The sequence below is a fragment of the Streptomyces cyaneofuscatus genome, from assembly GCF_042718795.1.
Lineage (GTDB): Bacteria > Actinomycetota > Actinomycetes > Streptomycetales > Streptomycetaceae > Streptomyces > Streptomyces cyaneofuscatus_A.
This window is the reverse complement of record NZ_JBHXOX010000006.1, coordinates 39,064-57,962: the sequence shown is the minus strand read 5'-3', so window position 1 is coordinate 57,962 and position 18,899 is coordinate 39,064. Positions and strand designations below refer to the sequence as shown.

The following is an 18,899-nucleotide window of genomic DNA, read 5'->3' as shown; positions in this document are numbered from 1 at the left end:
CACCCTTGTGAGCTCCGGCGCCTCGCGTCCCACGGTCGGCGCGGTCGTCCTGACCATGAACGACCGGCCCGAGGAATTCCCCCGGGCCATGGCCTCGCTCCTCGCACAGGCAGGCATCGACCTCGACGTCATCGTGGTCGGCAACGGCTGCGCACCTGAACAGATCCCCGCAGGCGTCCGCACGGTCACGCTGCCCGAGAACGTCGGCATCCCCGAAGGCCGCAACGTAGGGGCCGACAACGTCAAGGGCGATTACCTCTTCTTCTTCGACAACGACGCCCACCTGCCCGACACCGACACCCTCGCCCGGCTCATCGCCGAACTGCACCGCGACCCCCAGCTCGCGTACGTACAGCCGCGCATCAGCGATCCGGTGACCGGTGAGACCCTCCGCCGCTGGGTACCCCGCCTGCGGGCCTCGGACCCCACCCGGCCCGGCATCGTCACCGTCATGGCCGAGGGCGTCGTCATGGTCCGCCGCGACGCCTACGACCGGGCCGGCGGCTGGCCCGGAGACTTCTTCCTCTTCCATGAAGGCGTCGAGCTGGCCTGGCGGCTGTGGAACCTGGGCTGCACCGGCCGGTACGTCCCCGACATCGTCGTCCACCACCCCGCCACCAACCCCGCCCGGCACGACACCTTCTACCGACTCAACGCCCGCAACCGCGTCTGGGTCGCCCGCCGCAACCTGCCCCGCCTCCTCGTCCCCTTCAACCTCGCCACCTGGTGCCTGATCACCCTGTGGCGCATCCGCGACCGGGAAGCGCTCCGCGTCACGCTCGCCGGCTTCCGTGAAGGGCTCGCCGGTGGGCAGGGCCCGAGGCAGCCCATGTCCTGGCGAACCGTGCTCCGGCTCACGACGGCCGGGCGACCGCCTGTGTTCTGACCCTGTCCGCTGGGTGATTTCTGTGGCGAGGAACGCAGTTGGCCTTGCTGAACAGTTCCCGCCGACGGACACGCACCGCCCTACCTGATGTCACCGGAACCCGAGCGCGGAGTTTGATCACAACGTCTTCTCGCTTTGTACATGGCCCAGGCTGACGCCTGCCTGTGTCCCGGCAGGCTACGGAGGTAGCGCAGAAAGCTGTACGCTTCCCACCTACGCTGACGACGCCTTTCTCGGTCGGGATATGCGAGGTCATACCACGCCTTTTCCCACGCCGAAACGGCGTCCGGGTGCCGGACTTCGCAGATCTGCACGATGCTCATGACCAAGGAGAGCGACGCGCTGCGTTCGCCCCGGAGCGCCGCGCCGATGGTTGAACGCTTGAGCTCCCCGTAACTCTTTAGCCCAATCTCACGTTGAGAGAGATTCGCCCCCCGAATGAGCTCTCCGAGGGCGTTCAAGAAATCGCCATGGGTTTTCATTCCGTCAGGGGGGCCGCCAGCGGCTCGGAGGGCTTGGCTCTCTCGCTTGATCGCGGCAGCTTCGTCTCTGATGGCCATCACGGTCGCTTCGTCCATGTGCAGTGAACGAGCCATCAGTTGGACTACTGCCCGAGACGGAATTTTCCGTCCGGACAATGCCCGTGAGACGGTCGACGAGTCTCGCTTGATGAGTACCGCTAACTGACCGTAGGTCAATCGGCGTTCCAGGCGTCGGCACTCCAGTAGCTCGATCAAGGCGTCGTTCACCGGCCTCCAGTCCCTTCCTGATCCGTAGGTCTTCGTCGGCATTGCTTCTGTCCCCTCCCGGTCCGCCGGGTCGCGGGCTGACCCATGGCGAGCAGTAGCGTGCACGTGCCTGCCCTCCCGAACAAGTTCAAGGCGCTCAGGAGAAGGAGGGTGGCCACGGAGAAGACGCCTTGACTAATGACTACTGTTTTTCGTGGTGCTATGTACCCGTATTTCCAGGGGCTACTTCCCGGTAGAGACTGGGGGTGCATTTCTGGTTGGTGTACCCCTCGCGGGCCTCCCGATACTGGCGGCAGCCTCACTCGTTTGTTGTGCAGACCGTTCACTAAGCTGTATCGGTGACAGATGAGAAGGCAGTCGGAACTGTCCACCGTGTACGGCGCCGGTGTTCACCTGGTCGGCGAGGTAGTCGCTGTCGGGGGGGTCGTCGAACCCGTCGAGCCGGTGTGTTCCATGCCCGAACACGTCAACGAGGACTGGAGTATCGGCCTGGGCGGTCAGAACGAAGCGGATGCCCGATCGACCTCGGTCATGTGCGATCACTGTCTTCGGCTCGCGGTCCACGAGAACGGGCCGCCGGATGACAGGGGAGACACGGGCATCGATAGGGCGGGGTAGCCCGGATCGGTTCTGCGACTGCGGACGTGAGATCGACGACGACTTCCGCTTCTGCCCCACGTGCGGCTTCGCTGTGCGGCCCAGCGGCAAGCAAGGACAGCGAACGGGCGAGCTGTGCCGCACCCTGTGCCGGTGCGCGGAGCGGACCTACGAGCGCCTTGCCGAGAGTCATCTCGCGGGCATGGCACTGGGGGAGGAGTCCTTCACCGACTACAACCTTCAGGACATTCGCCAGGCACATCCGGATCGAGTGATCATCCGTCAGTACAACCGACGAGAGGAGTCCAGGAACGGCGCCGACTGGGAATGGTGGTTTCATGACGGCACGCACGGCTTCGGCATGCGTGTCCAGGCCAAGAAGGCCCACAAGGACGGTCGTTACGCACTCCGGCACATTGTCCGTGGAACCGGGGCGCTGCAGAGCACGCAACTGATCGAGGACGCGGCCGCCTCGGGCTGCCTGCCCTTCTATGTCTTCTACAACCACAAGAGCTGGACCGCGACCGACGACCGGCTCGCACCGAGGGACTGTGATCACACCCAGGCCGACCAGCGCCAGACGGGATGCACGATCGTCTCGGCGCTGGTGGTCCAGCGCGTCATGGCCGAGAGAATGCCCCGGTCGAGTGACCACGTCAAGCGGCACAGCCTGCCCTGGAACCGTTTTGTCTGCGACTCGTACAGGCGGCGCGCGGATGTCACCAGTCTGGAAACCGCGTTCGACCACATGGGGGCGCTCCACAACGCGGGAAGACATGATCTACGGCTGGCTGCTCAGCGGCCTCCGGTCCGGGCAGACACCGCCGGGCAGACAGAGGAAGGCGAGGGTAGGGTACGCCGCTTTGTGACGAGTGACCTGACGGTTCCGTACGAGGACGTGCCCGAGCGGCCTCGCAGGGATGCGTTGGATACTGAGTTGCACCAAACGGAAGCGGTGGACAGTGCGCTGTACCGAGCGCTCGACGTACTCGCCGACAGTCCTCCGCCGCTGTTGCCTGAGCGGATCAGGAGTGTTCTCCTCCATGGCGAGCTGCCCGAGCCGCCCGACGAGCGTGTCGCAGGGGTGGCTGTCGTGGCCCTTACCGACCGCTGACCGGGCGACTGCGGCGGACCGCAGGGGCTGAGGCCACTCTGCGAACGGGTGCCCACCGGGCATCCCAGGACTTCTCCGTCGCCTGGGCGGGAACGGCCCCTGACGGCGCCGAAGGACATGAACGCTCTGGTCAGGGCCCCGCCCCCTCAGCACTCGATGATGTTCACCGCGAGCCCGCCCCGGGCCGTCTCCTTGTACTTGACGCTCATGTCGGCGCCCGTCTCCTTCATGGTCTTGATGACCTTGTCCAGCGAGACCTTGTGGCTGCCGTCCCCCCGCAGCGCCATCTTCGCCGCCGTCACCGCCTTCACCGCCGCCATGCCGTTGCGCTCGATGCACGGGATCTGGACGAGGCCGCCGACCGGGTCGCAGGTCAGGCCCAGGTTGTGCTCCATGCCGATCTCGGCGGCGTTCTCCACCTGCTCGGGGGAGCCGCCCAGGACCTCGGCCAGGGCGCCGGCCGCCATCGAGCAGGCCGAGCCGACCTCGCCCTGGCAGCCGACCTCGGCGCCGGAGATGGAGGCGTTCTCCTTGAAGAGCAGGCCGATGGCGCCGGCGGCGAGGAGGAAGCGGACGACGCTGTCCTCCTTCTCCGCCTCGGTGCAGCCGTGGGACGCGAAGTTCATGTAGTAGTGCAGGACGGCCGGGATGATGCCCGCCGCGCCGTTCGTGGGGGCGGTGACCACGCGGCCGCCCGCCGCGTTCTCCTCGTTGACCGCCATCGCGTAGAGGGTGATCCACTCCATCGCGTGGGCCTGCGGGTCGCCCTCTGCGCGCAGTTGGCGGGCCGAGTTCGCGGCGCGGCGGCGGACCTTGAGGCCGCCGGGGAGGATGCCCTCGCGGGACATGCCGCGCGAGACGCAGGCCTGCATGACCCGCCAGATGTCCAGCAGCCCGGAGCGGATCTCCGCCTCGGTGCGCCAGGCCAGCTCGTTCTCCAGCATCATCCGGGAGATGGAGAGGCCGGTCTCGCGGGACAGGCGCAGCAGCTCGTCGCCGGTGCGGAAGGGGTGGCGCAGGACCGTGTCGTCCGGGACGATCGGGTTCTCGCCCGCCACCGCGTCCTCGTCGACCACGAAGCCGCCGCCGACCGAGTAGTACGTCTTCTCCAGGACCGGGGCGCCCTCGGTGTCGTACGCGAAGATCGTCATGCCGTTGGCGTGGTACGGGAGCGCCTTGCGGCGGTGCAGGATCAGGTCGTCGTCGAAGGTGAACGCGATCTCGTGCATGCCGAGCAGGTTGATGCGGCCGGTGGAGCGGATCTCCTCGACCCGGGTGTCCGCCGTCTCCACGTTCACGGTCTGGGGTGACTCGCCCTCCAGGCCGAGCAGGACCGCCTTCGGGGTGCCGTGGCCGTGGCCGGTCGCGCCTAGGGAGCCGTACAGCTCGGCCCGTATCGAGGTCGTGTGCGCGAGCAGGCCCTCGTTCTTCAGGCGGCGCGCGAACATCCGGGCGGCCCGCATCGGGCCCACCGTGTGGGAGCTGGACGGGCCGATGCCGACCGAGAAGAGGTCGAAGACCGAGATGGCCACGGGAGGACTCCTTGGGGGGTTGGAAGACGCCGTTGTCTGCCTGGGCGGTGCGGGGACAAGCGGGGCAAGCGGGAGAAAACAAACGGGAGGGGGGCAAGGAACGGGGCACCGCGCTCACTCTCCTCAGTGTGCGCGGTGCCCCGTCCGGATGCGCGGAACCGCAGGCCAGGTGCTACTTCAGGCCGGGGTACAGCGGGAACTTCTCGGCCAGCGCCACCACGCGGGCCTTGAGGTCGTCCGCGTCGTAGGACGGCTTGAGGGCGGCGGCGATGATCTCCGCGACCTCCGTGAAGTCCTCGGCGCCGAAGCCACGGGTGGCCAGCGCCGGGGTGCCGATCCGCAGGCCCGAGGTGACCATCGGGGGGCGCGGGTCGTTCGGGATGGCGTTCCGGTTGACCGTGATGCCCAGCTCGTGGAGCCGGTCCTCGGCCTGCTGGCCGTCCAGCTCGGAGTTGCGCAGGTCGACCAGGACCAGGTGCACGTCGGTGCCGCCGGAGAGGACGGAGACGCCCACCTCGGTGACGTCCGGCTGGACCAGGCGCTCGGCCAGGATGCGCGCGCCCTCCAGGGTGCGCTGCTGGCGCTCCTTGAACTCCTCGCCCGCCGCGATCTTGAACGAGACGGCCTTGGCCGCGATCACGTGCTCCAGCGGGCCGCCCTGCTGGCCCGGGAAGACCGCCGAGTTGATCTTCTTGGCGAGCTCCTGGGTGGAGAGGATCACGCCACCGCGCGGACCGCCGAGGGTCTTGTGCGTGGTGGTGGTGACGACATGGGCGTGCGGTACCGGGTTGGGGTGCAGACCGGCCGCCACCAGGCCCGCGAAGTGCGCCATGTCGACCATCAGGTACGCGCCGACCTCGTCCGCGATCCGGCGGAAGGCCGCGAAGTCGAGCTGGCGCGGGTAGGCGGACCAGCCGGCCACGATCAGCTTCGGCTGCGACTCCTTGGCGAGGCGCTCGACCTCCTCCATGTCCACGAGGCCGCTCTCGTCGACGTGGTACGGGACCACGTTGTAGAGCTTGCCGGAGAAGTTGATCTTCATGCCGTGGGTCAGGTGACCGCCGTGGGCCAGGTTCAGGCCCATGATCGTGTCGCCCGGCTTCAGCAGCGCGAACATCGCGGCGGCGTTCGCCTGCGCACCGGAGTGCGGCTGGACGTTCGCGGCCTCGGCGCCGAACAGGGCCTTGATCCGGTCGATCGCGATCTGCTCGACCACGTCGACGTGCTCACAGCCGCCGTAGTAGCGGCGGCCGGGGTAGCCCTCGGCGTACTTGTTGGTGAGGACGGAGCCCTGGGCCTCCATGACGGCGACCGGAGCGAAGTTCTCCGAGGCGATCATTTCGAGGGTGGACTGCTGACGGTGGAGCTCGGCGTCGACGGCGGCGGCGACGTCCGGGTCCAGGTCGTGGAGGGAGGAGTTCAGAAGCGACATCAGGGGGTCCCTTAAGGTCTCAGGTCTCAGTTGCCGGAGAACGCGGTGTACTCGTCGGCGGAGAGCAGGTCGGCCGGCTCCTCCGTGACGCGCACCTTGAACAGCCAGCCGCCCTCGAAGGGAGCGGAGTTCACCAGCGAGGGGTCGTCCACGACGTCCTGGTTGGCCGCCGTCACCTCTCCGGTCACCGGCGAGTACAGATCGCTGACGGACTTGGTCGACTCCAGCTCACCGCAGGTCTCGCCCGCGGTCACCGTGTCACCGACCTCCGGAAGCTGGGCGTAGACGACGTCACCGAGCGCGTTGGCCGCGTACTCCGTGATGCCGATCGTGGCCACGCCGTCCTCGACGGCCGACAGCCACTCGTGCTCCTTGCTGTACCGCAGCTGCTGGGGGTTGCTCATGACCTGAATTCTCCTGTACGCGGGGGAGTGCTGATGACGGTGGTCTTACGGTGTGAGACGGAGGTACGTCACTTCCGTGACGCCTGCGTGCGGCGCGAAGGCCCGGAAACCAACGGTTCCTTCCGGGATATCACTTCTGGCGCTTGTAGAACGGCAGCGCGACGACCTCGTACGGCTCGTGCGTGCCCCGGATGTCCACGCCCACGCCCTCGGTGCCCGGCGCGGCGAAGGCCGCGTCCACGTACGCCATGGCGATCGGCTTGCCCAGGGTGGGGGAGGGGGCGCCGGAGGTGACCTCGCCGATCACCTGGCCGTCCGCGACGACCGGGAAACCGGCGCGCGGGACCCGGCGGCCTTCGGCGATCAGGCCGACCAGCTTGCGCGGCGGGGCGGTCTCGGCACGCTCGGCGGCGGCCTGGAGCGCCTCGCGCCCCACGAAGTCGCCCTCCTTCTCGAACTTCACGACCCGGCCGAGGCCCGCGTCGAACGGGGTCAGCGCCGTCGTCAGCTCGTGCCCGTACAGCGGCATGCCCGCCTCCAGGCGCAGCGTGTCCCGGCAGGAGAGGCCGCAGGGGATCAGCCCGTGCGCCTCGCCGGCCTCCGTCAGGGCCCGCCACAGGGCCTCCGCGTGCTCGGGCGCGACGAAGAGTTCAAAGCCGTCCTCGCCCGTGTAGCCGGTACGGGCGATGAGCGCCGGGACCCCGGCGACCGTGCCCGGCAGGCCCGCGTAGTACTTCAGCCCGTCCAGGTCCGCGTCGGTGACGGCCTTCATGATGGCCGGCGACTCCGGGCCCTGGACCGCGAGCAGCGCGTACGCGTCCCGGTCGTCGCGCACCTCGGCGTCGAAGCCCTCCACCCGGGCGGTGAGCGCGTCCAGCACGATCTGGGCGTTGCCCGCGTTCGCGACGACCATGTATTCCGTCTCGCCGAGGCGGTAGACGATCAGGTCGTCCACGATCCCGCCGTCCTCCTGGACGATCATCGTGTAGCGGGCCCGGCCGTTGCCGACGGTGGCGATGTTGCCCACCAGCGCGTAGCTCAGGAAGGCCGCGGCCCCGGGTCCGGTGACGGTGATCTCGCCCATGTGGGACAGGTCGAAGAGACCGGCCCGGGTGCGTACGGCGTTGTGCTCGTCGCGCTCACTGGCGTACCGCAGCGGCATGTCCCAGCCCGCGAAGTCGGTCATGGTGGCGCCGAGCGAGCGGTGCAGCGCGTCGAGGGCGGTGAGACGGGGGGCAGTGCTCATGGATACGGCTCCAGGGCATGACGACGTCAGGACGAATCCTCCCCATCTGTCATCGGAACCTGAGAGGTTCGCCGATAGCCCCTGACGGGGTATGCCCCCGGAGAGGGGCGCCCCTGTTCACAGGGGTCGGCTTGCACCTTGGGTGGAGCCGCGGGGCGGCTCGCTTTTCAGATCTGCCTCATCCACGCGGTACGGGGCCTGAGAGATTCAAGGGAGGATCTTGCTCCTTCGGCGCCCGGCTCACACTGTGGCCGGAACTCTCCCGCGCGGATTCGAACGGCCGGTATGCAGTTGGCGGGGTCATCATCGCACGCCTTGCGGCAGAGTGGGGCGGCCGGTCGGCAACGCTTGTGCGAACAGCGGGGACAGTTGTGGAGCCTTGCCATTTCTTTACACTTCAGGGGCAGGGCCTGCTCCTGACCACAGGCCCTGGGTTCGGGCGGCCCGACAGCAGGGGGATGGGCGATGACGTTGCAGCGGTCGGTACCGACCGCGGGGGTCGCGCACAGCGCGATGCCCGCACAGTCCGGCGCTCCCGTACAGTCCGGCGCTCCCGTACAGTCCGGCGCACCCGTACAGGAGCTGATCACCGAGCACGCGCCGGTGGTACGCGACCTGCGCGGGCGCACCGCCCACGGCCCGTACAGCCTCGACTTCACCCCCGGTGACATCGTGGTCGTCTCCGGGCTGCCCGGCGGGGGCAAGTCCACCCTGATCCGGCAGGCCGTGAGCGGCCCCGCCATCGACTCCCAGAACACCCGCGACCGCTGGGCCGCCGCTCTGCCCGGCTTACTGCCGTACGCCCTCTACCGCCCCCTGGTCCGCGCCGCCCACTACCTCGGGCTCTGGGCCGTCCTGCGCTCCGGCGCGTCCGTGGTCGTCCACGACTGCGGTACGCAGACCTGGGTACGCCGCTGGCTCGCCCGGCACGCCGCCCGCCGGGGCCGCACCCTGCGCCTGCTCCTGCTCGACGTGGACCCGGCCACGGCCCGCCAGGGGCAGCGCGAACGTGGCCGGGGCGTCTCCGGGTACGCCTTCGCCCGCCACCGGCACGCGGTGGCCCGGCTGATCCACGACACCGAACAGGGCACGCTGCCCCCCGGCTGCGCCTCGGCGGTGCTGCTGGACCGGGAGGCCGCGAGCGCGCTGGAGCGGATCACCTTCACGGACGCCGGCGACCCGGCCGACCGCTCCGGTTAGGGTTCTGGCCGGAACAACGCCAGCGACGACCGCCGAGAGAGGCACAGAGGCAGTGGACATTCCGGCACCGGCCCAGCCACACCCCCAGCACGGGTGGCCCGCCAACGAGCTCGAAGAGGTGCTGACCGCCTCCCTCGGCGTCGCCGACGCGGGCGGCCGCCTGGTCGAGGTGCTCGGCCGCAGCTCGGTCTGGGTCCCGCTGCCGGCCGGAGGCTCGCCCGCCAGCGCCGACCTCGACCTGCCGATGATGGACATCGACGGCGCCGCGTACGTCCCCGTCTTCAGCTCCGAGGGCCAGTTCCTGAGCTGCGTCGGCAGCCACATGTCCTTCGCCGTGGCCCCCGCCCGCGACTTCGCCCGGGGTCTGCCCCCGCAGGTCGGCATCGCGGTGAACCCGGGCGGCGCGGTCGGCACCCCGCTGCCGCCGCCCGCCGTCGCTGAGCTCTGCCGGGCCGGGCGCACCGCCCTGGACGGGCCTGCCACCGGTGGCCGGGTCAAGCTGTACGAACCGGACTGGCAGCAAGACCCGGTCGACTTCCTCTCCGCCGTCTCCGCCGAGTTCGAGGCCACCGGCGTGGTGTCCACCGCCCGCCGGGCGCTCGCCAGCATCGAGGGCGGCGACCCGGTGCTCTTCGTCGGCGTCGAGTTCGCCACCTGGGACGGCGCGGGCCAGAGCGCCCCGATGGACGCCCTGGGCCGGGCGCTCGGCCGGATCGAGGTGCCCTGGCCGGTGAACCTGGTCCTGCTGGACGTGGCCCAGGATCTGGTGGGCGACTGGATGCGGGAGAAGGTGCGCCCGTTCTACCGGCGCGAGGGCCACTGAACGTACGGTTCCCAGGCCACCGGACGTACGGCGCGGAGGCCACCGGACGTACGGCGCGCAAGCCACCGGCCCCCCGGGGATCGGGCGCCGTCCGACCGTGGCGTCAAGTCGGGGTCAGAAGTGGCGCATAAGCTGGTTTGATGGCGAGGCCGCTCCCGTGTGCCCGGGAGCGTCGACGGAACGATGAGGGGCGGGACCAGGGTGAGTGCGTCAGGCACTGCGGCGGACAGTGGGGCCTCCCCTGCTCGAGCGGAGCCGAGAGCTGGGGGAACGGTCGAGCACATGCTGCGCCAGGTCAGCCCCGGGCGTTACGACGCCTACGAGGCGCTGCTCGCGTCCCTCGCCGACGGCCGGGTCTGGATGCTGCTCTGGCACGGTACGGCCGGCTCCCCGGACGCGCAGTACGGCTCCATGGAGGTCGAAGGACTCGGCTACGCCCCGTGCGTCACCTCCGCCCAGGAGCTCTCCGCCAGCGGCTGGAGCCGGGCCCACGAGCTGGTCTCCGGCCGGGACATCGCCCGTACGCTCTTCCCCGACCGCTGGGGCATCTGGCTCAACCCGCACGCCCCCGGCGGCGGCGTCGGCATCCCCTGGCTGGACCTGCGCCGGATCTCCACCGGCCTGGACCGGCTGCCGGCGGGCCCGCTCCGGCTGACCGAACCCGCCGTGGAACTCCCGCAGTTCTACGCCCAGCTCACCCAGAACGCCCACCGCACCCCGGCCGTCCGCTCGTTGCGCCGCGCCTGGGTGCACCCCGCCGTCGGCGTCCCGTACCTCGCGATCGGGCTCGACCTGTACGACACCGGGCGGGCCTCCGTCGACGCGGTGCGCGCGATGATGCGGCAGTCGATCGGCGCGGTCCCCGACGGGCTGCCCGTCTCCACCGTCGCCCTGTCCGACGAGTACGACCCGGTCGCGATGTGGCTGCGCGCCAACGCCCGCCCGTTCTACGACCGCGAGGCGCACGCCCCCGCAGGACCCCCGCCGGCCGCCGCCCCCGGTTACGGATACCCGCCCCAGCAGCACCGCTGAAACCGCCCCGGGAGCACCGCAGAAACCGCCCCAGCAGCACCGCTGAAACCGCCCCGGGAGCACAGCTGATACCGCCACCGCTGCCCCGCTGAGCTGCGGGTCCGTCCGGCGCCGCCGAACCGCGCGCCGGGACCGTCCTCGCCGAACACCCCCAGATGTCCGGCTTGTTAACCGGGCCCGGAGGGATGTCCCGGAACTGGACGGTTTGTTAACTGTCCGGGTCTCGACTAGGTATCACCGCTATCCGGACTGTTCTCTTGCGATGTACCCCGTCTGTAGTGTGCGGCCATCAAACCTCACCACATGGCGAACCAGGGGTGGACCCATGCGCATATTCAAGTCCCGGGCTGTCCGGGCGATCACGACAGCGGTCGCTGTCGGTCTGATCGCCACGGGCTGTTCCAGCGAGCGGGACGCCGACGGAGCCAAGGGGGGCGACAAGGACACCTTCGTCTTCGCCGGATCCGGTGACCCCGGCTCCCTCGACCCGGCCCTCGCGAGCGACGGCGAGACGTTCCGCGTCACCCGTCAGGCCTTCGAGGCGCTGCTGGAGCACGAGCCCGGCGGCAGCAAGCTGGTCGGCGGCCTCGCCGAGAAGTGGGAGAGCGACGCGGCCGGCAAGGTCTGGACGTTCAACCTGCGCCAGGGCGTGAAGTTCCACGACGGCGAGGCGTTCAACGCCGCCGCGGTCTGCGCGAACTACGACCACTGGTTCAACTGGAAGGGCACGTACCAGTCCAGCGCGGTCTCCTACTACTGGCAGACCATCATGGGCGGGTTCGCGAAGAACGAGGACGCCGAGGCGCCCAAGGCGAACTACAAGTCCTGCACCGCCAAGGACGAGAACACGGCCGTCATCGAGGTGAACGAGCCCTCGGCGAACCTGCCGGGCGGATTCTCCCTCCAGGCGCTCGCGATCCACTCGCCGAAGGCGATCAAGGAGTACGAGAAGCAGGACGCGTCCGCCAAGGGCGACGCGATCACGTACCCCAAGTACAGCCAGGAGGCCGGCACGGTCGCCGGCACCGGCCCGTACAAGATCGTGAAGTGGAACAAGGGGAACAAGGAAGTCTCCCTGGAGCGCTTCGACGACTACTGGGGCGACAAGGCCAAGGTGAAGAACCTGGTCTTCCGCACCATCTCCACCGAGGAGACCCGCCGCCAGGCGCTCCAGGCGGGTGACATCGACGGCTACGACCTGGTCGCCCCGGCCGATGTGACGACGCTGGAGAAGGAGGGTTACGAGGTCCCGACCCGTGACGTCTTCAACATCTTCTACGTGGGCATGAGCCAGTCGGCCAACCCCGCGCTGAAGAAGCCCGAGGTCCGTCAGGCGATCACGCACGCCATCGACCGCGAGAACCTCGTCAACACCCAGCTGCCCGAGGGCGGCAAGGCCGCGACGCAGTTCATGCCCGACACGGTCGCCGGCTTCTCCGACAAGGTGAAGACGTACCCGTTCGACACCGCCAAGGCGAAGGACCTCCTCAAGCAGGCCGGCGAGGAGAAGCTCTCCATCGACTTCTGCTACCCGACCGAGGTCACCCGCCCCGTACATGCCTGCCCCGCAGGACATGTTCGAGCTGATGAAGGCCGACCTGGAGAAGGCCGGCATCACCGTCAAGCCGAAGGCCATGAAGTGGGCCCCGGACTACCTGGACGCCACCGAGGCCGGCTCCTGCGCCCTGCACCTGCTCGGCTGGACCGGTGACTTCAACGACGGCTACAACTTCATCGGCACCTGGTTCGCCGGGCCCGACAAGCAGTGGGGCTTCAAGGACAAGAAGGTCTTCGACGCCGTGAACGCGGCCTCCAAGGTCACCGACCCGGCCGCCCGCACCGAGGCGTACAAGAAGGCCAACGAGGCCATCATGGAGTACGTCCCGGGCGTGCCGATCTCCTCGTCCCCGCCGGCGATCGCGTTCGCCAAGAACGTCAACCCGCCGAAGGTCTCCCCGCTGACGCAGGAGAACTTCGCCGAGGTCTCCTTCAAGTAATCGCACACCAGCGGGTCCGCCCGGCCACAGCAGTCAGGTGGCCGGGCGGACCCGCATCGACGCACGTGAGAAAGGGGCATGCGGGGTGCTGCGACTCGTCGTAAGAAGACTTCTCCAGCTCATTCCCACCCTGCTCGGCCTGTCGGTCCTGCTGTTCCTCTGGCTGAACCGACTGCCCGGCGGACCCGCCTCAGCGATCCTGGGCGAGCGGGCCACCGAAGCCGAAGTGGCGAGAATCAACCGTGCACTCGGGCTCGACGAGCCGGTGCACGTCCAGTACTGGCGCTTCCTGAAGCGCATCTTCGAGCTCGACCTCGGAACCTCCACCCAGACCGGCCAGCCGGTGTGGGACGAATTCGCCCTGCGCTTCCCGGCCACCGTGGAGCTCAGCGTCGCCGCCATCCTGATCGCCGTGGTCGTCGGCATCCCGATGGGCTACCTCGCGGCCAAGCACCGCGGCGGCTGGCTGGACGTCGCGTCCGTCTCCGGATCGCTGCTCGGCATCTGCATCCCGGTCTTCTTCCTGGCCATGCTGCTGCGCGGGATCTTCTCCGTCCAGCTCGGCTGGTTCCCCAGCCAGGGCAGGCTCACCACCGGCCTCAACGCCACCGACATCACCGGGTTCTCGGTCCTGGACGGCTTGCTGACCGGCGAGTTCGACGCGAGCTGGGACGCGATCATGCACCTGGTCCTGCCCGCCGTCGCGCTGGCCTCGATCCCGCTCGCCGTCATCGTCCGGATGACCCGCGCCAGCGTCCTGGAGGTGCTCGGCGAGGACTACATCCGCACCGCCGAGTCCAAGGGCCTGGACAAGCGCGTCGTCCGCGGCCGCCATGTGCTGCGCAACGCGCTGCTGCCGGTGATCACCGCGGTCGGCCTGCTGACCGGCAGCCTGCTCTCCGGAGCGGTGCTCACCGAGTCCGTCTTCGACTTCGGCGGCATCGGCTCGTTCATCCGTACCGCGATCGACGGCCGCGACTACCCGGTCCTCGTCGGGTTCATTCTCTTCATCGCGATGGTGTACGTGCTCATCAACCTCCTGGTCGACCTCGCGTACAGCATCATCGACCCGAGAGTGCGGGTGCACTGACGTGACGCTTCTGACCAACAAAGCAGACAAGATCGACCGTCTCGCCGAGCTGACCCAGAGCTCCGAGTCCGTCGCCGGTACCAGCCTGTGGCGCGAGGCGTTCCGCCGGATGCGCTCCAGCAAGATGGCGATCATCGGCGCGGCCATCATCGCCGCGTTCGTGGTCGTCGCCATCGTCGGTCCGATGCTGGCCCCGCACGGCCCCACCGCGCAGAACTGGCGCAGCGAGGTCTTCCCCAACCAGGGCAAGTTCGTCGGCATGCGCGGCGAGAACTGGTTCGGCCTGGACCACCTGGGCCGCGACATGTTCTCCCGCTGGCTCGTCGGCGCCCGCCAGACGCTCCTCGTCGGTGTGGTTTCCATGCTCATCGGCCTGATCATCGGCGCCGCGGTCGGCATCCTCTCCGGCGCCGCCGCCACCCTCGGCGGCAAGGTCGGCCAGCGCATCGACACCGTCGTCATGCGGTTCACCGACATCATGCTGTCGCTGCCGTCCCTGCTGCTGGCGGTCTCCATCGCCGCGGTGCTCGGACAGTCGCTGACCACCGTGATGATCGCCGTCGGTGTCGTCCAGATCCCCATCTTCGCCCGCCTGCTGCGGGGTTCGATGCTGGTCCAGGGCGGCGCGGACTACGTGCTCGCTGCCAAGGCGGTCGGCATCCGGCGCAAGCGGATCGTGCTGACCCAGATCCTGCCGAACTCGCTGAGCCCGGTGATCGTCCAGGCGACGCTGAGCCTCGCCACCGCGATCATCGAGGCGGCGGCCCTGTCCTACCTGGGGCTCGGCAACCCCGATCCGGCCGTTCCCGAGTGGGGCGTGATGCTCTCCCAGGCGCAGCGCTTCTTCGACAACGAGCCGATGATGGCCGCCTATCCGGCCATCGGGATCATCATCACCGCACTCGGCTTCACCCTGCTCGGCGAGGCCATGCGCGAAGCCCTCGACCCGAAGCTGCGAGGCTGACGTCCCATGCCACTGCTCTCAGTTGAAGAACTCAGCGTCACCTTCACCGCGCGCGGCCGCAAGGACGCCACGGCCGTGGACGGCGTCTCCTTCGACGTCGACCAGGGCCAGGTCGTCGGCCTGGTGGGCGAGTCGGGGTGCGGCAAGTCCGTCACCTCGCTCGCCCTGATGGGGCTGCTGCCCCGCAAGGGGGTACGGATCGGCGGACGGGCGGAGTTCGACGGCCAGAACCTGCTGGGCATCAGCGAGCGCAAGCTCCGCGACATGCGCGGCAGCCAGTTGGCGATGATCTTCCAGGACCCGCTCTCCTCGCTGAACCCGGTCGTCCCCATCGGTATCCAGGTCACCGAGATCCTCCAGCGCCACCGCGGCCTCAAGGGCGACAAGGCCCGCAAGGAAGCGGCGTCGCTCCTGGACCGGGTCGGCATCCCCGACCCGGAACGGCGGCTCAAGGAGTACCCGCACCAGCTCTCCGGCGGTATGCGCCAGCGTGCGCTGATCGCCATGGCGGTGGCGTGCGCGCCCCGCCTGCTGATCGCCGACGAGCCGACCACGGCACTGGACGTCACCATCCAGGCGCAGATCCTGGAGCTGCTCAAGGAGCTGGTCGACCAGGAGGGCACCGCCCTCCTGATGATCACCCACGACCTCGGTGTGGTCGCCGGACTCTGCGACGAGGTCAACGTCCTCTACGCCGGCCGGGCGGTGGAATCGGCGGGCCGCCGCGAGCTGTTCGCCCACCCCACGCACCCGTACGCGCACGGGCTGCTCGGCTCCATCCCGCGCCTGGACGCCCCGCGCGGCGAGCCGCTCAACCCGATCCGCGGCTCCATCAACGACAAGATCGCCTGGGCCGACGGCTGCGCCTTCGCACCCCGGTGCGACCACTACACGATGGAGTGCCTCACCGGCACCCCCGAACTGACCGAACCACGCGCCGCCGGACACCAGGTCCGCTGCGTCAACCCGGTCCTGCCCAAGGCGGAGGTCCCGGCATGAGCCTGCTCGAACTGGACGGCGTCAAAGTCCACTTCCCGGTCAAGAAGGGCCTCTTCTTCGACCGTACGGTGGGCCATGTCTACGCCGTCGACGGCGTCTCGCTCAGCGTGGAGGCGGGCCAGACGTACGGCCTGGTCGGCGAGTCGGGGTGCGGCAAGACGACGCTCGGCCGCGCGGTGCTGCGGCTGAACGACATCACCGACGGGGCGGTCGTCTTCGACGGCACCGACCTCGCGAAGCTGCCGTCCGAGGAGATGCGGACCTTCCGCCGCCGCCTCCAGATGGTCTTCCAGGACCCGCTCGGCAGCCTCAACCCCCGGCAGAACATCGAGTCGATCCTCGCCGAGGGCATGGCCGCCCACAACATCGGCAAGGACCAGGCGGAGCGCCGGGAGAAGATCAAGGAGATCCTCGCCAAGGTCGGCCTGCCGGCCAACGCGATGTCCCGCTACCCGCACGAGTTCTCCGGCGGCCAGCGCCAGCGCATCGGCATCGCCCGCGCGCTGGTCCTGGAACCCGACGTGATCATCTGCGACGAGCCGGTCTCCGCACTGGACGTCTCGGTCCAGGCGCAGGTCATCAACCTGCTGGAGGAGCTCCAGGAGTCCCTCGGCCTGACCTACCTGGTCATCGCGCACGACCTCGCCGTCGTCCGGCACATCTCGGACGTCATCGGGGTCATGTACCTGGGCGGCCTGGTCGAGGAGGCGCCGAGCGACGCGCTGTACGCGGGGCCCCGGCACCCGTACACCAAGGCGCTGATGTCGGCCGTCCCGGTCCCGGACCCGGAGGTCGAGGACCGCCGGACACGCATCCTGCTCCACGGCGACCTGCCCTCGCCGGCCAACCCGCCGGCGGGCTGCCGCTTCCACACCCGCTGCCCGTGGGTGCAGGAGACCAAGTGCGCCACCGAGCGCCCGCCGCTGCTGGACACCGGTGACGGGCACAAGGTGGCCTGCCACTTCACGGCCGAGATCGAGGCCGGGACGGTGAAGCAGACCCTGGCGACGGGGATCGAGGCGGTGGTCGCCACGGAGGCGGTCGCGGCCGAGGCGGTGGAGGTCTCGGAGGGGGACGCCGAGGTCCCCGATGCTCCCGTGAAGAAGGCGGAGCCGGCGACCGTACCGGCTCAGGCCGACGCGGGAGAGGCCGAACGGGCGGAGGAGAGCCCCAAGGCCTGAGACCGGCACAATTGCCCGGTGCTCACCGAACTGTTCACGCCCTCCGTCCAGCATGCGCTCGATCTCGTCGGCATCTTCGTCTTCGCGATCTCGGGTGCCCTGCTCGCCGTACGCAAGAACTTCGATGTCTTCGGCATCGCGGTCCTCGCCGAGGTAACAGCGCTGGGCGGAGGGCTGTTCCGTGACGTGATGATCGGTGCGATCCCGCCCGCCGCCTTCACCGACCTCGGCTACTTCATCACCCCGCTCTTCGCCGCCGTCCTGGTCTTCTTCCTCCACCCGCACGTGGAGCGCATCCAGGCCGGCGTCAACGTCTTCGACGCGGCGGGGCTCGGTCTGTTCTGCGTGACCGGCACGGTCAAGGCGTACGAGTACGGCCTCGGGCTCACGGCATCGGCCGCGCTCGGGCTGGCCACCGCGGTGGGCGGCGGTGTGCTGCGGGACGTGCTGGCCAACGAGGTGCCCTCGCTGCTGCGCTGGGACCGCGACCTGTACGCGGTGCCCGCGATCGTCGGCGCGACCATGGTCGTCCTGTGCATCCGCTTCGACACCCTCAACGCCCTGACCAGCGGCTTGGCGGTGATCGCCGCCTTCACCCTGCGTCTGCTGGCCCTGCGCTTCCACTGGCGGGCGCCGCGCGCGTACAACCGGTCCTCCGCGCGGGCGGAGGAGGCGTAGGGCGTGTCCGGGATTGGGCGCCCCAAAAAGCTACCGCTCAGTAATGCAGTCCATGTACCGTGCATGCCATGGCACAGGCAGCGACAGAGGCGGCGGCACAGACCGCTCCGGCAACCATCGGCGACAGCGAGTTCGACCGCGACACCGCGGTCACCCTGCGCGAGGAGGGCGTCTACGACGCCGAGCTCTCCGCGGGCTGGACCATCATCCACGCCGTCAACGGCGGCTACCTGCTCGCCCTCCTCGGCCGCGCGCTGGGCGACGCCCTGCCGCACCCCGACCCGTTCTCGGTCTCCGCGCACTACCTCACCGCCTCCGTCCCCGGCCCCGCGGTGATCCGGACCCAGACCGTCCGCACCGGCCGTACGCTCTCCACCGGACAGGCCTCGCTCTTCCAGTACGCGGAGGACGGCAGCGAGATCGAGCGCATCCGGGTCCTCGCCACCTACGGCGACCTGGACGCCCTCCCCGACGACGTACGCACCACCGCCCTGCCGCCCGCCATGCCCGACCGGGACCACTGCCTCGGCCCGAGCGACGGCGCGCCCAGGATTCCCGGCAGCTCCGCCATCACCGACCGGCTCGACATCAAGCTCGACCCGGCGACCGTCGGCTGGGCGGTCGGCGCCCCGTCCGGCAAGGGCGAGATGCGCGGCTGGTTCGGCCTCGCGGACGGCCGCGACCCCGACGCGCTCTCCCTGCTGCTCACCGTGGACGCCCTGCCGCCGACCTCGTTCGAGCTGGGCCTCACCGGCTGGACCCCCACCGTCGAGCTGACGACCCACATCCGCTGCCGCCCCGCCCCGGGCCCGCTGCGCGTCTCCATCACCACCCGCAACCTCGCGGGCGGCTTCCTGGAGGAGGACGCCGAGGTCTGGGACAGCGCCGACCGCCTCGTCGCCCAGTCCCGCCAACTGGCGAAGGCCCCGCGCACCGAGTAGCGCGTACGAAGAACGGCTCGCCCGCCCCGGCTCG

General features: G+C 69.5%; 16 protein-coding genes, 1 pseudogene and 1 riboswitch. Of the genes and pseudogenes, 12 read left to right on the top strand and 5 right to left on the bottom strand.

Translation table 11 applies throughout. The features are described from left to right. Window positions 1-7: 7 nt before the first annotated feature. Complete coding sequence (locus tag ACFWRT_RS07920) at window positions 8-886, top strand: glycosyltransferase family 2 protein (protein WP_380950978.1); 879 nt, start codon at window positions 8-10, stop codon at window positions 884-886. A gap of 80 nt (window positions 887-966) precedes the next feature. Here the strand turns inward: ACFWRT_RS07920 and ACFWRT_RS07915 are convergent, their stop codons facing one another. Continuing rightward, on the bottom strand, window positions 967-1,677 hold the full coding sequence (locus ACFWRT_RS07915; protein WP_380950977.1) for a helix-turn-helix domain-containing protein: 711 nt from the start codon (window positions 1,675-1,677) through the stop codon (window positions 967-969). Window positions 1,678-2,434: 757 nt separating this feature from the next. Between ACFWRT_RS07915 and ACFWRT_RS07910 the strand changes: the two genes are divergently transcribed. Beyond that, a complete protein-coding gene (locus ACFWRT_RS07910) occupies window positions 2,435-3,346 on the top strand; it encodes a DUF6615 family protein (RefSeq protein WP_380950976.1) in 912 nt (303 codons plus the stop codon). 146 nt (window positions 3,347-3,492) lie between these two features. Here ACFWRT_RS07910 and ACFWRT_RS07905 read toward each other — a convergent pair whose 3' ends face one another. The 4 genes from ACFWRT_RS07905 to gcvT all read right to left on the bottom strand — a co-directional run bounded on the left by ACFWRT_RS07905 (window position 3,493) and on the right by gcvT (window position 7,960). Continuing rightward, window positions 3,493-4,878, bottom strand: coding sequence for an L-serine ammonia-lyase (locus ACFWRT_RS07905; protein WP_380950975.1), 1,386 nt, complete (start codon window positions 4,876-4,878; stop codon window positions 3,493-3,495). Between the two features lie 172 nt (window positions 4,879-5,050). Then, window positions 5,051-6,310, bottom strand: coding sequence for a serine hydroxymethyltransferase (glyA, locus tag ACFWRT_RS07900; protein ID WP_380950974.1), 1,260 nt, complete (start codon window positions 6,308-6,310; stop codon window positions 5,051-5,053). Window positions 6,311-6,336: 26 nt separating this feature from the next. Continuing rightward, window positions 6,337-6,714: a glycine cleavage system protein GcvH gene (gene gcvH, locus ACFWRT_RS07895; protein WP_018509777.1), complete on the bottom strand. Its 378-nt coding sequence runs from the start codon at window positions 6,712-6,714 to the stop codon at window positions 6,337-6,339. Between the two features lie 130 nt (window positions 6,715-6,844). After that, window positions 6,845-7,960, bottom strand: coding sequence for a glycine cleavage system aminomethyltransferase GcvT (gcvT, locus tag ACFWRT_RS07890; protein WP_380950973.1), 1,116 nt, complete (start codon window positions 7,958-7,960; stop codon window positions 6,845-6,847). A 177-nt stretch (window positions 7,961-8,137) separates the two neighbouring features. Continuing rightward, window positions 8,138-8,235, bottom strand: a riboswitch (glycine riboswitch). A gap of 190 nt (window positions 8,236-8,425) precedes the next feature. On the opposite strand from gcvT, the gene ACFWRT_RS07885 reads away from it, so the two are divergent. The 10 genes and pseudogenes from ACFWRT_RS07885 (at window position 8,426) to ACFWRT_RS07840 (ending at window position 18,865) form a co-directional block, all read left to right on the top strand. Further along, window positions 8,426-9,160 (top strand): AAA family ATPase, encoded by a 735-nt coding sequence (locus tag ACFWRT_RS07885; RefSeq protein WP_380950972.1) that lies wholly within the window; start codon window positions 8,426-8,428, stop codon window positions 9,158-9,160. A gap of 52 nt (window positions 9,161-9,212) precedes the next feature. After that, window positions 9,213-9,983: an enhanced serine sensitivity protein SseB gene (locus ACFWRT_RS07880; protein WP_380950971.1), complete on the top strand. Its 771-nt coding sequence runs from the start codon at window positions 9,213-9,215 to the stop codon at window positions 9,981-9,983. A gap of 201 nt (window positions 9,984-10,184) precedes the next feature. Continuing rightward, entirely contained in the window at window positions 10,185-11,015 is an 831-nt protein-coding gene (locus tag ACFWRT_RS07875) for an enhanced serine sensitivity protein SseB C-terminal domain-containing protein (protein WP_380950970.1), read from the top strand. A 325-nt stretch (window positions 11,016-11,340) separates the two neighbouring features. Further along, window positions 11,341-13,012: pseudogene (locus ACFWRT_RS07870) on the top strand (ABC transporter substrate-binding protein). A gap of 85 nt (window positions 13,013-13,097) precedes the next feature. Next, complete coding sequence (locus tag ACFWRT_RS07865) at window positions 13,098-14,102, top strand: ABC transporter permease (RefSeq protein ID WP_073878137.1); 1,005 nt, start codon at window positions 13,098-13,100, stop codon at window positions 14,100-14,102. A gap of 1 nt (window position 14,103) precedes the next feature. Then, window positions 14,104-15,066 carry an ABC transporter permease gene (locus ACFWRT_RS07860; RefSeq protein WP_380950968.1) on the top strand — a complete coding sequence of 321 codons (963 nt, stop codon included), beginning with the start codon at window positions 14,104-14,106 and terminating at the stop codon, window positions 15,064-15,066. Between the two features lie 6 nt (window positions 15,067-15,072). Beyond that, window positions 15,073-16,065 carry an ABC transporter ATP-binding protein gene (locus ACFWRT_RS07855; RefSeq protein ID WP_380950967.1) on the top strand — a complete coding sequence of 331 codons (993 nt, stop codon included), beginning with the start codon at window positions 15,073-15,075 and terminating at the stop codon, window positions 16,063-16,065. Further along, complete coding sequence (locus tag ACFWRT_RS07850) at window positions 16,062-17,246, top strand: ABC transporter ATP-binding protein (protein ID WP_380950966.1); 1,185 nt, start codon at window positions 16,062-16,064, stop codon at window positions 17,244-17,246. The genes ACFWRT_RS07855 and ACFWRT_RS07850 overlap by 4 nt, the downstream gene beginning before the upstream one ends. Window positions 17,247-17,264: 18 nt before the next feature. Then, window positions 17,265-17,924 (top strand): trimeric intracellular cation channel family protein, encoded by a 660-nt coding sequence (locus ACFWRT_RS07845; RefSeq protein WP_380950965.1) that lies wholly within the window; start codon window positions 17,265-17,267, stop codon window positions 17,922-17,924. Between the two features lie 68 nt (window positions 17,925-17,992). Next, the gene (locus tag ACFWRT_RS07840; protein ID WP_380950964.1) at window positions 17,993-18,865 is read left to right on the top strand and encodes a thioesterase family protein; all 873 of its coding nucleotides are present in this window, start codon (window positions 17,993-17,995) and stop codon (window positions 18,863-18,865) included. The last annotated feature ends 34 nt before the right edge of the window (window positions 18,866-18,899 follow it).